At 74.9% G+C, this 12,116-nt stretch carries 13 protein-coding genes; 9 read left to right on the top strand and 4 right to left on the bottom strand.

What is annotated here, in order from left to right:
• Nucleotides 1–63: 63 nt before the first annotated feature.
• The 3 genes from AB0I16_RS00830 to AB0I16_RS00820 all read left to right on the top strand — a co-directional run bounded on the left by AB0I16_RS00830 (nucleotide 64) and on the right by AB0I16_RS00820 (nucleotide 2,096).
• Nucleotides 64–1,002, top strand: coding sequence for a PAC2 family protein (locus tag AB0I16_RS00830; RefSeq protein WP_363247121.1), 939 nt, complete (start codon nucleotides 64–66; stop codon nucleotides 1,000–1,002).
• Between the two features lie 49 nt (nucleotides 1,003–1,051).
• Entirely contained in the window at nucleotides 1,052–1,651 is a 600-nt protein-coding gene (gene coaE / locus AB0I16_RS00825) for a dephospho-CoA kinase (RefSeq protein WP_363247120.1), read from the top strand.
• A gap of 76 nt (nucleotides 1,652–1,727) precedes the next feature.
• Nucleotides 1,728–2,096 (top strand): tetratricopeptide repeat protein, encoded by a 369-nt coding sequence (locus AB0I16_RS00820; protein ID WP_363247119.1) that lies wholly within the window; start codon nucleotides 1,728–1,730, stop codon nucleotides 2,094–2,096.
• A gap of 58 nt (nucleotides 2,097–2,154) precedes the next feature.
• On the opposite strand, the gene AB0I16_RS00815 is transcribed toward AB0I16_RS00820, so the two are convergent.
• Nucleotides 2,155–2,457: a DUF6343 family protein gene (locus AB0I16_RS00815; protein WP_363247118.1), complete on the bottom strand. Its 303-nt coding sequence runs from the start codon at nucleotides 2,455–2,457 to the stop codon at nucleotides 2,155–2,157.
• Nucleotides 2,458–2,499: 42 nt separating this feature from the next.
• Between AB0I16_RS00815 and AB0I16_RS00810 the strand changes: the two genes are divergently transcribed.
• Nucleotides 2,500–3,486: an acyltransferase domain-containing protein gene (locus AB0I16_RS00810; RefSeq protein WP_363247117.1), complete on the top strand. Its 987-nt coding sequence runs from the start codon at nucleotides 2,500–2,502 to the stop codon at nucleotides 3,484–3,486.
• Between the two features lie 140 nt (nucleotides 3,487–3,626).
• The gene (locus AB0I16_RS00805; protein ID WP_363247116.1) at nucleotides 3,627–4,070 is read left to right on the top strand and encodes a DoxX family protein; all 444 of its coding nucleotides are present in this window, start codon (nucleotides 3,627–3,629) and stop codon (nucleotides 4,068–4,070) included.
• Between the two features lie 113 nt (nucleotides 4,071–4,183).
• On the opposite strand, the gene AB0I16_RS00800 is transcribed toward AB0I16_RS00805, so the two are convergent.
• Entirely contained in the window at nucleotides 4,184–4,618 is a 435-nt protein-coding gene (locus AB0I16_RS00800; protein WP_363247115.1) for an RNA-binding S4 domain-containing protein, read from the bottom strand.
• Between the two features lie 125 nt (nucleotides 4,619–4,743).
• On the opposite strand from AB0I16_RS00800, the gene AB0I16_RS00795 reads away from it, so the two are divergent.
• From AB0I16_RS00795 to AB0I16_RS00785, 3 genes are all read left to right on the top strand, one after another.
• Complete coding sequence (locus AB0I16_RS00795) at nucleotides 4,744–5,490, top strand: uracil-DNA glycosylase (RefSeq protein WP_363247114.1); 747 nt, start codon at nucleotides 4,744–4,746, stop codon at nucleotides 5,488–5,490.
• A gap of 135 nt (nucleotides 5,491–5,625) precedes the next feature.
• Nucleotides 5,626–6,759 carry an MFS transporter gene (locus AB0I16_RS00790; RefSeq protein ID WP_363247305.1) on the top strand — a complete coding sequence of 378 codons (1,134 nt, stop codon included), beginning with the start codon at nucleotides 5,626–5,628 and terminating at the stop codon, nucleotides 6,757–6,759.
• Nucleotides 6,760–6,969: 210 nt separating this feature from the next.
• Entirely contained in the window at nucleotides 6,970–8,034 is a 1,065-nt protein-coding gene (locus AB0I16_RS00785; protein ID WP_363247113.1) for a glycoside hydrolase family 6 protein, read from the top strand.
• Here the strand turns inward: AB0I16_RS00785 and AB0I16_RS00780 are convergent.
• Together AB0I16_RS00780 and AB0I16_RS00775 are read right to left on the bottom strand one after the other, a co-directional pair.
• Nucleotides 8,016–8,489 (bottom strand): GNAT family N-acetyltransferase, encoded by a 474-nt coding sequence (locus AB0I16_RS00780; protein ID WP_363247112.1) that lies wholly within the window; start codon nucleotides 8,487–8,489, stop codon nucleotides 8,016–8,018. The genes AB0I16_RS00785 and AB0I16_RS00780 overlap by 19 nt on opposite strands.
• Nucleotides 8,486–8,923: a RidA family protein gene (locus AB0I16_RS00775; protein WP_363247111.1), complete on the bottom strand. Its 438-nt coding sequence runs from the start codon at nucleotides 8,921–8,923 to the stop codon at nucleotides 8,486–8,488. The genes AB0I16_RS00780 and AB0I16_RS00775 overlap by 4 nt, the downstream gene beginning before the upstream one ends.
• 251 nt (nucleotides 8,924–9,174) lie before the next feature.
• Between AB0I16_RS00775 and AB0I16_RS00770 the strand changes: the two genes are divergently transcribed.
• Complete coding sequence (locus AB0I16_RS00770; RefSeq protein ID WP_363247304.1) at nucleotides 9,175–12,093, top strand: DEAD/DEAH box helicase; 2,919 nt, start codon at nucleotides 9,175–9,177, stop codon at nucleotides 12,091–12,093.
• Nucleotides 12,094–12,116 lie beyond the last annotated feature (23 nt).

The raw sequence follows: 12,116 nt of genomic DNA, 5'->3' as shown, positions 1-12,116 counted from the left end.
GGGCGGGAATGAGCGGGCCGCTCGGCTTGTTCTTCCTCAGGAACACGAGGAGGAGCGGTCACAGTGCTTGATCCGCAGGGTTTGTACGCGTGGGAGCCGAAGGGCCTGGCCGTCGTCGACATGGCGCTGGCGCAGGAGTCGGCCGGTCTTGTCATGCTCTACCACTTCGACGGCTACATCGATGCGGGCGAAACCGGCGACCAGATCGTCGAGCGGCTGACGGACAGCCTTCCCGGGCAGGTGGTGGCGCGGTTCGACCACGACCGGCTCGTCGACTACCGTGCCCGCCGTCCGCTGCTCACCTTCCGGCGCGACCGCTGGACCGACTACGAGGTCCCGACGCTCGACGTCCGGTTGCTGCAGGACGCCACGGGGGCGCCCTTCCTGCTCCTCTCCGGCCCCGAGCCGGACATCGAGTGGGAGCGGTTCGCGGCGGCCGTCAAGGAGATCGTGGAGCGGCTCGGCGTCCGCCTCGCGGTGAACTTCCACGGCATCCCCATGGGCGTGCCGCACACCCGCCCCGTCGGCCTCACCCCGCACGGCAACCGCACCGACCTGGTGCCGGGCCACCGGAGCCCCTTCGACGAGGCACAGGTGCCGGGGAGCGCGGCCTCCCTGGTGGAGTACCGCCTCCTGGAGGCGGGACACGACGTGCTCGGCCTCGCCGCCCACGTCCCGCACTACATCGCCCGCTCCGCGTACCCGGACGCGGCCCTCACCGTCCTTGAGGCGATCACCGCCGCGACCGGCCTGGTGCTGCCCGGTGCCGCGCACGGGCTGCGCACCGAGGCCCACCGCACCCAGACCGAGATCGACCGGCAGATCCAGGAGGGCGACGAGGAACTGGTCGCGCTGGTCCAGGGGCTTGAGCACCAGTACGACGCGGCCGCGGGGGCCCAGGACCGCGGCAACATGCTGGCCGAACCGGCGGACATCCCCTCCGCCGACGAGATCGGCCGCGAGTTCGAGCGCTTCCTCGCCGAGCGGGAGGGCGAGGGGTGACACCGGGGCCCTGACGCCGCTCTCGGACCCAGGCCCTAAGCTTCCGATCATGCTGAAGGTGGGCCTGACCGGTGGGATCGGCGCCGGCAAGAGTGAAGTCTCGCGGCTGTTCGCCGCGTCCGGAGCCGTCCTGATCGACGCCGACAGGATCGCGCGCGAGGTGGTCGAGCCGGGGACTCCCGGTCTCGCGGCCGTCGTCGAGGCCTTCGGGGAGGAGATCCTCGCCCCCGACGGCTCCCTCGACCGGCCCCGCCTCGGCTCCGTCGTCTTCGCCGACGCCGAGAGGCTCGCCGTGCTCAACTCGATCGTGCACCCCCTCGTCGGCGCCCGCTCCGCCGAGCTGGAACGCACGGCGGCCGAGGACGCGGTGGTCGTCCATGACGTGCCGCTGCTCACCGAGAACGGCCTCGCGCCCCTCTATGACCTGGTGATCGTCGTCGACGCGAGCCCGGAGACACAGCTCGACCGCCTGGTGCGGCTGCGCGGCATGAGCGAGGAGGACGCCCGCGCCCGGATGGCCGCGCAGGCCACGCGGGACCAGCGCCTGGAGATCGCGGACATCGTGATCGACAACGACGGGCCGCTCGCGGGCCTCGGTGAGCGGGTGGCCGCGGTGTGGGCGGATCTCGTCCGCAGAGCGCGCCCATGACGTCGCGCGAGGTGCCCGCGGAATAGATGCCGCTGTGGCGGGCGTTGGCGCGGGGGAGCGAGGGAAGGAGTCCGGCGTGCCCGACATCACCCCGGAAACGCATGTCATCGACTTCCGCGCGGCGGAGCAGCTCCTCGCCGCGCGCGATCCGCGCGGCGCGGTCAAGCTGCTGGACACGGTCATCGCCGCCCACCCCGAGAACACCGCGGCCAGGCTGCTCAGGGCGCGCGCCTTCTTCGCCTCCGCGCAACTGCGCGCCGCCGAGCTGGAGTTCAGCATCGTCCTGGAGCGGGAGCCCGACAACGCCTTCGCGCACTTCGCGCTCGCCCGCACCTACGAGCGCGGCGCGCGGCCCGAGCGCGCGCGACGCCACTTCCGGCTCGCGGCGGCGCTCGACCCCCAGCCGGAGTATCTGGCGGCGGCCCGCTTCGACGACGAGAGCTGACCGCCCGGCCACCGGGCTTCCCCGGGCCGGTCGGTGCGCCCGGGCCTCCCCGGGCCGGCTAGCGCGGGTCCGACGGCTCGTACGGCGGGATGTCGCGGCCCGGCTGGAAGTGCGGGCCCTGGCGCAGCCGGCGTACCACCCACGCCAGGTCGGCCGCGACGACGAGCACGAGCACGCCGCACGCCACGGCCCAGCCGGTGCGCCCGGTCAGGGCGAAGGCCGCGGTTCCGAAGGCCGCCCAGAGCAGCCCCCATACGCTGAACCACAGGCGCATGCGGAGCGGACTCCGCGCGGTCACCGGTTCGCTGCCGGTACGGGGCGGACGCGGGGCGGGGTGCTGGGTGCGGTGCGTATGCGTCATCAGGGGTCGTCTCCTCCATTCCAGGATAAAGAGGGTGGGAACGTGCTGGAAGCGCTCAGGTCCGATACGAGTCTCCGCGCCTGGCTGGAAGAGCTGGAGAGCGCCGGGCCGCCCCGGGCGGAGGCGGAGCTCCCGGACGCCGACGGACTGCCGGAGGTGCTGCTCGACCTCGGTGTGCCGCACGAGGACATCAACACCCTCGTGGCCCTGCGGGCCCGGCTCCTGGCCGAGCCGGAGGTGCGCCTGCTGCTCGACCGCTGCGTCGACGCCCTCGTACGTGACATGGGCACGGTCGGCGGGGGCGGCCGGCAGCCGGTGCTGCCCGAGGCGTGGGGCGAGCTCGGCCGCTGCTTCTTCGTGTTCGTGTACGTGGCGGCGCTGCCGCACGTGCGGGCCCACCACCGCGAGCGCGGCATCCCCGCCGACATCTCCCGCCATACGCTCGCCGACCTGGGGCGGCACATCGCGGTGCACCGCGGGGCCCGCGGCGGACCCGGCCTGCTCGTGCCGGGCTGGCTCGGCCTGCACTTCCGCGGAGAGCTCTACCAGATCGGCAGACTGCAGTTCCAGCGTGCGGTCCTCGGCGAGCGCATGGGCGGCGCGGCGGCCGCCGCCGGGCACTGGGCGGGCCCCGGCGACCCCTGCCTCAACCTGCACATCGCGGCCTTCCGCGGGCCGCTGTCCCCCGAAGCCTGCGACCGGTCGCTCGCCCTGGCGCGGCGGTTCTTCGCCCGCCACTACCCCGAGGAGCGGTACGAGACGGCCGTCTGCCACTCCTGGCTGCTCGATCCGCAGCTGAAGGAGCATCTGCCGGCGGACACGAACATCGTCCGCTTCCAGGAGCGCTTCCACCTGGCGGAGGGGTACGGGAGGGAGCCGGAGGACGGTGACCCGGTCGCGTTCGTCTTCGGCGACAGGGAGCTGCCCGTGGCCGCACTGCCCGGGCGGACCGCGGTCGAGCGCGCCGTCGGCGATCATCTGCGGGCGGGCGGCCACTGGTACACGGGGCACGGCTGGTTCCCGCTGTAGCGGAACGTCCAAAGGCGGCGCGGGAGCGATGAGTTCGGCGGTGCGGGACCGTCTATCCAGGTGACAGCAGAACAGCACGGCAGGCCGGAAGCCCGGGAGGGCGCGGACCCGCCGCCCCGCCGCTCACCAGGGAGACCACCATGACCGCCACGACCGCAACCGCCACGGCCGTCACCCCCGCGTCCACCGCCCCCCGCAGCCGCGGCGCCCGCATCGCGCTGCGCACCGTCCAGACGCTGCTCGGCGTCTTCTTCGCCGCCGCGAGCGGAGCCCCGAAGGTGATCGCGCACCCGACCGCCGTCGAGGCCTTCGACGAGCTGGGCTGGGGCGCGCCCGGGATGTACACGATCGGGGCGCTGGAGGTGCTCGGCGGGATCGCGCTGCTGCTGCCGCTGCTGTCGTCCGTCGCGGCGACGGCGTTCGTCGGGCTGATGGTCGGCGCGTTCGTCGTGTCGGTGACGGCGCTCGGCGGGGAGAACGCGGCCACGCCGCCGGTCCTGATCCTCCCGCTGGCCTGGATCGCCTGGTCCCGCCGAGGCGAGACGACGAAGCTGCTGGCCCGGATACGCACCCTGCGCCACTGACCCCGGTGGCCCCGGTGGCCCCGTCGGGCCGCTGCGGAGAAGTCCCGGCGACACGCCGTCACACCGGGCGTGCCGCCGGGACTTCCGTGCGTCGCAGGACCCGGCCGCCGACGCTAGCCCTCCTCGACGCCCCGCAGCCGTTCCAGCTCGCGGCGGTCGCGCTTCGTGGGGCGGCCGGCGCCGCGGTCGCGGATGCCCGCGGGGGCGACGGCCTCGCGGGGCGGGGGCGGCGGTGAGTTGTCGACGTAGCACTCCACGGCGACCGGGGCGCCGACGCGCTTGCGGATCAGGCGCTTCACGACGACGATCCGCTCCCGGTTGCCCGCCTGCCGCAGGCGTACCTCGTCGCCCACGCGCACGCCGTACGCGGGCTTGACCCGCTCTCCGTTGACGCGTACGTGGCCGCCCTTGCAGGCGGCCGCTCCCGACGAGCGCGTCCTGGTGAGGCGGACCGACCAGATCCAGCTGTCCACGCGCACGGTGCCCTCGTCGGTCCGCGTACCGCCCGGTGCGCGTTCCCGGCCGCCGCCCGAAGTCTCCGAAGCCATGCACCGAACCTTAGACCGCGTCCGGCCCCGGCAGCACGGATCGGCCGTGGCGACCGCGCTGACGTGGACGTTCGCGGGTACGTGTGGTCAGTGATGACGACGCCCGCGTACGTACGGTGGAGGACATGGACGGCCTGAGCGAACTTGACCAGCGGATCGTCGGGTGCCGCGCCTGCCCCCGCCTCGTCGAGTGGCGCGAGGAGGTCGCGCGCACCAAGCGGGCGGCCTTCGAGGACTGGACGTACTGGGGACGCCCGGTGCCCGGCTTCGGCCCGCACGACGCCTCGCTCCTGATCATCGGCCTCGCGCCCGCCGCGCACGGCGCGAACCGCACCGGACGGATGTTCACGGGCGACCGCTCGGGAGAGTTCCTCTACCCGGCGCTGTACGACGTCGGCCTCGCCTCGCGGCCCACCGCCGAGAGCGCCGACGACGGCCTGACGCTGTACGGCACCCGCATCACCTCGCCCGTGCACTGCGCGCCGCCCGCCAACAAGCCCACCACGGAGGAGCGTGACACCTGCCGCTCCTGGCTGGTGAGCGAGCTGAGGCTGCTCGCGCCCACCCTCAGGGCGGTCGTCGTGCTCGGCGGCTTCGGCTGGCAGGCGGCGCTGCCCGCCTTCGCGGCGGCGGGCTGGCAGGTGCCGAGGCCGCGCCCCGCCTTCGGGCACGGGGCGCACGTACGGCTCGCGGGCGGGCAGGGGCAGGAGCCGCTCGACGTGTTCGGCTGCTTCCACGTCAGCCAGCGCAACACGTTCACCGGGCGCCTCACGCCCGGGATGCTGCGGGAGGTGCTGCGCTCGGCGGCCTTCGAAGCGGGCCTGCACCCGAACGGCCCAGCAGAGGAGGCCGCGCCGGGCGGTGCTTCCTAGCGTGAGGTCGTGGATGAGACGCGTGCAGCCAAGCCTTCCCGTCCCTCCGGGGCGTCCGATGCCGACCGGGCGGGCACCGGGGCCGGTGGCGCGGGTGCCGGCGCGCCGAAGCCCTCCGGTGCCGCCTACCGGAACCTGGCCGTCGCCACCATCGGCTTCACCCTCACCTTCTGGGCCTGGGACCTGGTGGCGCCGCTCGGCAGCGACTTCAAGGACCGGCTCGGCCTGAGCTCCTTCGAGCAGTCGCTCCTGGTCGCCGTACCGGTGATCGTCGGCTCCCTCGGGCGCGTACCGGTCGGCGCCCTGACCGACCGCTACGGCGCCCGGCTGATGTTCCCCCTCGTCTCGGCGCTCACGATCATCCCGGTGCTGCTGATCATCCCGGCCAGGAACAGCTTCGGCGCGATGCTCGCGGTCGGCTTCCTGCTCGGCCTGGGCGGCACCACGTTCGCCATCGGCATCCCCCTGGTCAACTCCTGGTTCCCGCCGGCCCGCAGGGGCTTCGCGCTCGGCGTCTTCGGCATGGGCATGGGCGGCGTGGCGCTCTCCGGCTACTTCACGCCCCGCATCGCCAATCACGGCGACAACCTGCCGTACGTCGTCGTCGCCATCGCGCTCGCCGTCTACGCCGCGCTCGCCGCGCTGCTCATCACCGACCGCCCCGACAGGCCCGTGCCCACCGACTCCCTCGGCACCCGCCTCGGCCGGGCGGGACGGCTGCGGGTCACCTGGGAGCTCTCCGCGCTCTACGCGATCGGCTTCGGCGGCATCGTCGCCTTCGGCGTGTACCTGCCCACCTACCTGAAGACCTGGTACGACCTCTCGCCGACCGACGCGGGCACCAAGGCCGCCGGGTTCGCGCTGGTCACCGTCGTCTTCCGGCCCGTCGGCGGCTGGCTGTCGGACCGCCTCCACCCGGCCACGGTCACCACGGGCGCCCTCGCGCTGGTCGCGCTCTTCGCCGTCGTACAGGCCTTCGATCCGAGGCTGTATCCGGTGGGCACGGTCTGCCTGCTGCTCATGGCGGCCGGCCTCGGCACCGCGAGCGGCAGTGTCTTCGCGCTCGTCTCCCAGGTCACCCCGCAGCCGAAGGTCGGCTCCGTCACCGGCATCGTGGGCGCCGTCGGCGGGCTGGGGGGCTTCCTGCCGCCCCTGGTCATGGGCGCGATCTACAGCGCCAAGGACTCGTACTCGATCGGCTTCATGCTCCTCTCCGACCTGGCCCTCGCGGGCTGCGTGTACGCCTACGGGCGCATGCGGAACGCCTGACGGCTCCTCGCCGGGAGCGGGGGGCAAAACCCGGGCGGGGGCGCGCACTTGGGGGCGCTGAGTGCCGGGCGAGCGCCGCTGCCGTAGGAGTGATTCTCCGGGGTGAACTGCCGCCGTCCCGGCGGGTGAGGCGCCGCTGCGGGGGCGCGGCGACCGCAGACTCCGGGGAACGCGCCGGGCAGGACCGGCGCCGAGCGAGTGGAGCTCCCGGTGCCGGAACAGCCCCCAAGCCGCCCGCGTCTCCCGCTCGGCCGCGGCAGGCCCCGCCTCCTCGCCCGTGCGTCGGCGGCCGTCGCCCTCCTGCTCGCCGTGGCGGCGGCCGGGCACGCGCACACCCACGACGGGCGTGCGGTACCGGACAGCGCGGGAGGGGCGGTACGAGGGGGCGCCGGGGCCTTCTGGGTCGAGCCCGACAGCGCCGCCGCCCGGCAGGCCGCCGAGTGGCGACGGCAGGGCAGGCCGGACGACGCCCGCATGATCGAGCGCGTCGCCGCGCGCCCGCAGGCCGTCTGGCTGAACGAGGCCGCGCCGGGCGCCGCCGTGCGGGCCCAGGTGCAGGCGGCCTCGGAGCAGGGCCGCACCGCCGTCCTCGTCGCCTACTTCATCCCGCACCGCGACTGCGGGTCGTACTCGGCGGGCGGCGCCCGCGACGCCGCCCAGTACCGCGGGTACATCGACGCGTTCGCCGCCGGGCTCGGCACCACGGGCGCCTACGTCATCGTCGAGCCGGACGCCGTCGCGCACATGGTGGCCGGCTGCGAGGGAGCCGCCGCCGGCGAACGGTACGCACTGCTCGCCCACGCGGTGCGGACCCTGAAGCGCGCGCCGAACACCAAGGTGTACCTGGACGCGGGCAACGCGGGCTGGATTCCCGACGAGCGGCGCCTGGTCGCCCCGCTGCGCGCCGCGGGCATCGCCGAGGCCGACGGCTTCGCGCTGAACGTCGCCAACCACTACACGGACGCGGCGAGCACCGAGTACGGCCACCGGCTCGTCCGGGCGCTCGGCGGCGGCGCGCGCTTCGTCGTCGACAGCAGCCGCAACGGCAACGGCCCCTACGTGGGCGCGGACGCCTGGTGCAACCCGCCGGGCCGCGCGCTCGGCACCCCGCCCACCACCAGGACCGGCGACGCCTCGCTCGACGCCTACCTGTGGGTCAAGCGGCCCGGCGAGTCCGACGGGACCTGCCGGGGCGGGCCGAAGGCCGGGCAGTGGTGGCCCGAGTACGCCCTCGGCCTGGCACGGCGGGCCAAGCCTCAGCCCGACGGCACCTGAGCACCGGGCCGCCAGACGAAGCGGACGTCCGGCTCGCGCTCCTCGTTGCCCGAGCCGTCCGTACGCTCCGCCTCGGTGAAGCCGTGGCGTGCGTAGAAGCGGTGCGCGGGGGCGTTGACCTGGAACGTCCACAGGGAGAGGCCCCGCGGGCTGCGCTCCTTGGCCAGGGCCACGAACCGGTCGCCGACGCCGCGCCCGCGCCAGTCGGGGGCGACGTAGAGCTGGCTGAGCTCGTCGCCCTCCAGCACCATCATGCCGACGGGCTCGCCCGCGGCTTCCGCGAGCCAGGTCCCGCCGCGCGGCACCACGGCGTACGTGAAGAAGTCCCGCACCTCGTCGTCGGTGTGGGCCCGGCGCACGGTCGGCAGAGCGGCGTCGTAGGAGCGCAGATAGACGTCGGCGACGGCGGCACCGTCGGGCCCGGTGGCCCGGCGCAGCTCGATCGGAGCGGTCACGAGCCGCCCCCGGCGCCCGTACCGGTGCCGTCGGGGACGACGGCCGTGGCCGTTATCTCGACGAGCTGGCCCGGATAGCCGAGGCAGGCGGTGCCGAGCAGCGTCGAGGTGTGGGGGCCCGCGTGCAGGGCGGATTCGCGGACGACCGCCCAGGCCTCCGTGAGCGCGGTGACCTCGTCGCCGACCACGTACACCGTGCTGGCCACCACGTGCGACAGGTCGCTGCCCACCGCGCGGAGGGCCTCGTCGAGGTTGGCGACGACCTGCTCGGTCTGGCGGGTGACGTCTCCCTCACCGACGAGCTTCCCCTCCGGGTCGAGCGGGACGGAGCCCGCCATGAAGGCCAGGCGGGTGCCTGCCTCGACCACCGCGGCGTGCGCGTAGCCGGGGGGCGGGAAGAGGGTGGGGACGACGGTGCGTTCCGGAAGAGCCATGCGGTGATGATGCGGTGCCGGGGACCGCCGCCGCATCCCGATTTCCGCGGGGCCGGCGCTGCCCCGTCCGGCCGGTGCTGCCCTGTGCTCCGGGCGCCGGAGCCCGTTGTCAGTGGTCTGGCCTAGGGTGGCGAATGGTGGGATCGGACGCGGAGAACGGGCGCTCTGAGCTGGGGCTCTCGTGAGGGAGGGCCCCGCCGGGCGCGTGCGGGGGACGGAGCGAGGTGGTGGCGGTGACAGCGGAGGCGGCGATGGCCGGCCACGCCTCGGTCGTGCGCTCCTGCGCGGCCGTCTTCCTTCCGGCGGAGGTGCCGAGGGAGGGGCGGATCGCGTTCTGGCGGCCGGACGGCGGGGAGCTGCCGGGGAGCGGCGGGCCCGCGGGCGGTTCCGGGCCGGGGGAGACGTGGGCCGGCGGCCGGGGGGAGATCGCCGTCGCGCGCAAGCACGGCAAGGGGGCCCGCGCGCGTACCGTCCCCGCGCTGTTCCTGCCCGTGGCCGAGGCCGTGCCGCCGCTGCTGCGCGCCGCGCGCCCGCATCCCGCGGCGGCCTGCTGGGGCGCCGCCGCCCGGCACGCCCTGCACCTGGCCGCACGCGGCAGGCTGCTGCCCGGCGTCACCGCGGGCGACTTCGACGCGTGGCGGGCGGGACCGCTGGACGAGACCGACGTCGCCCAGCTCAGAGCCATCGCCGCCGCCCTGCCCGCCGAGGCGCACGCGGTGCCGCTGCCGGGGGCCGGACCACTGCTGCTTCCGGAGCCGTTCGCCCTGGTCAGGGCCTTCGTGGACGCGGTGGTCGACGCCCTGCCGCGGTCGCCCGCCGCCGCGCACGCCGTGGGCGCCCCCTTCGCCGCGCACGAGCCGCAGCGGCTGCCGGGGGCGCGGGGCTGGGCCGCCGAGGTCGCTGCCGGGGTCGACGCCGGGGTGCGGGTGTCGCTGCGGCTCGATCTGCGGGCCCACGAGGTGTTCGACGGGGCGGACACGGAAGGGGCGGGCCGGGGGAGCAGGTCCGACCCGGCGGCCGGCGAAGGCGTCTCCCGCGCGGCCGTGGCCAGCCCCGCCGCGGCCGTCGTGCAGGTGCACAGCCTCGCCGACCCCTCGCTCGTCACCGACGTGCCGCGGCTCTGGGCGGGAGCGGACCACTTCGGCCCCCGCGCCACAGTGGACACCCTGCTCGCAGTCCGGCGCGCGGCCCGCGTGTGGCCGCCCCTGGCCCGTCTGCTGGAGCGGCCCGTGCCCGACGTGCTGCCGCTGAGCGAGGAGGAGCTGTACGACCTCCTGGGCGCGGCGGCCGGCCGGCTCGGCGCGGCGGGCGTGACCGTGCACTGGCCGCGCGAGCTGACGCGCGGCCTCACCGCCACGGCCGTCGTCCGCCCCGCGCCCGGCACCGCCGCGGACAACTTCGACTTCTTCAAGACCGAGGAGCTCCTGGAGTTCCGCTGGCAGATCGCGCTCGGCGACCAGGGCGGCGACCCCCTGACCGAGGCGGAGCTGGACCTCCTCGCCGAGGCGCACCGCCCGGTCGTCCGCCTCCGCGACCAGTGGGTGGTGGTCGACCCCGAGCTGGTCCGCAAGGCGCGCAAGCGGGACCTCGGCCTTCTCGACCCGGTGGACGTCCTGTCCGTGGCGCTCACCGGCACGGCCGAGGTCGAAGGCGAGCAGGTGCCCGCCGTGCCCGTCGGCGCGCTGGCCGGACTGCGCGAGCGGGTGACGGGCGACCTCGCCACGGTCGCGCAGCCGCCCGGCCTGCACGCGACGCTCCGTGACTACCAACTGCGGGGCCTCGCCTGGCTCGACCGCATGACCTCCCTCGGCCTCGGCGGCTGCCTCGCCGACGACATGGGCCTCGGCAAGACGATCACGCTGATCGCCCTGCACCTCCACCGCGCGCACCCCGCGCCGACCCTCGTGGTCTGCCCCGCCTCGCTGCTCGGCAACTGGCAGCGGGAGATCGAGCGGTTCGCGCCGGGCGTCCCGGTGCGCCGCTTCCACGGCCAGGGCCGCACCCTCGCCGACCTGACCGGCGGCTTCGTCCTCACCACGTACGCCACGATGCGGACGAGCGCCGCCGCCCTCGCCGGCGAGACCTGGGGCCTCGTGGTCGCCGACGAGGCGCAGCACATCAAGAATCCGCACGCGGCCACGGCGAAGGCACTGCGCACCATCCCCTCCCCGGCCCGCGTCGCCCTCACCGGCACCCCCGTGGAGAACAACCTCTCCGAGCTCTGGGCCCTCCTGGACTGGACGACCCCCGGGCTGCTCGGGCCCCTCAAGGCGTTCCGCGCCCGGCACGCGCGCCTGGTGGAGGGCGGGGAGAACGCCGAGAACGACGAGGCGATGGTCCGCCTCGCCCGCCTGGTCCGGCCCTTCCTCCTCCGCCGCAGGAAGTCCGACCCGGGCATCGCCCCCGAGCTGCCCCCGAAGACGGAGACGGACCACCCGGTCACGCTCACCCGCGAGCAGACCTCGCTCTACGAGGCGGTGGTCCGCGAGACACTGGCCCGCATCGAGGCGTCGAAGGGCATCGCGCGGCGCGGCCTCGTGATGAAGCTGCTGATGGCGCTGAAGCAGATCTGCAACCACCCGGCGCAGTATCTGAAGGACGGCGCGCTCACCACCCGTTCGGGCCGCCCGCGCTCGGGCAAGCTGGAGCTGCTCGACGAACTCCTGGACACGATCCTCACGGAGTCGGAGAGCGCGGGCGCCGTCCTGGTCTTCACGCAGTACGTGGAGATGGCGCGGCTCCTCGACTCCCACCTCTCCGCCAGGGGCGTGGGCACGCAGCTCCTCCACGGCGGCACGCCGGTCGCCCGGCGCGAGGAGATGGTGGACCGCTTCCAGTCGGGCGAGGTCCCGGTCTTCCTGCTGTCCCTGAAGGCGGCGGGCACGGGCCTGAACCTCACGCGGGCGGGCCACGTCATCCACTACGACCGCTGGTGGAACCCGGCGGTCGAGGAGCAGGCCACCGACCGCGCCTACCGCATCGGCCAGACCCAGCCGGTCCAGGTGCACCGCCTCATCACCGAGGGCACGGTGGAGGACCGCATCGCGGAACTGCTCGCCGCGAAGCAGGCGCTGGCGGACGCGGTGCTCGGTGACGGCGGCGAAGCCGCCCTCACGGAACTGTCCGACGCGGAGCTCGCGGACCTCGTCGCGCTGCGGAGGACGGCGTGAGGCGCCGGGGCGGCCTGGGCCGG

Origin of the sequence: Streptomyces sp. NPDC050703, from assembly GCF_040654435.1 — a bacterium.
In the GTDB taxonomy this organism is placed as follows: Bacteria; Actinomycetota; Actinomycetes; order Streptomycetales; family Streptomycetaceae; genus Streptomyces.
The sequence above is the reverse complement of the archived record's forward strand: the minus strand, read 5'-3'. Positions and strand labels throughout refer to the sequence as shown.

What these genes read in the sequence shown, in the direction of transcription:
- coaE (WP_363247120.1), top strand. Translation starts at nt 1,052, where the DNA reads ATGCTGAAGGTGGGCCTGACCGGTGGGATCGGCGCCGGCAAGAGTGAA.
- AB0I16_RS00770 (WP_363247304.1), top strand. Translation starts at nt 9,175, where the DNA reads ATGGCCGGCCACGCCTCGGTCGTGCGCTCCTGCGCGGCCGTCTTCCTT.
- AB0I16_RS00800 (WP_363247115.1), bottom strand. Translation starts at nt 4,618, where the DNA reads ATGGCTTCGGAGACTTCGGGCGGCGGCCGGGAACGCGCACCGGGCGGT.
- AB0I16_RS00815 (WP_363247118.1), bottom strand. Translation starts at nt 2,457, where the DNA reads ATGACGCATACGCACCGCACCCAGCACCCCGCCCCGCGTCCGCCCCGT.
- AB0I16_RS00775 (WP_363247111.1), bottom strand. Translation starts at nt 8,923, where the DNA reads ATGGCTCTTCCGGAACGCACCGTCGTCCCCACCCTCTTCCCGCCCCCC.
- AB0I16_RS00795 (WP_363247114.1), top strand. Translation starts at nt 4,744, where the DNA reads ATGGACGGCCTGAGCGAACTTGACCAGCGGATCGTCGGGTGCCGCGCC.
- AB0I16_RS00805 (WP_363247116.1), top strand. Translation starts at nt 3,627, where the DNA reads ATGACCGCCACGACCGCAACCGCCACGGCCGTCACCCCCGCGTCCACC.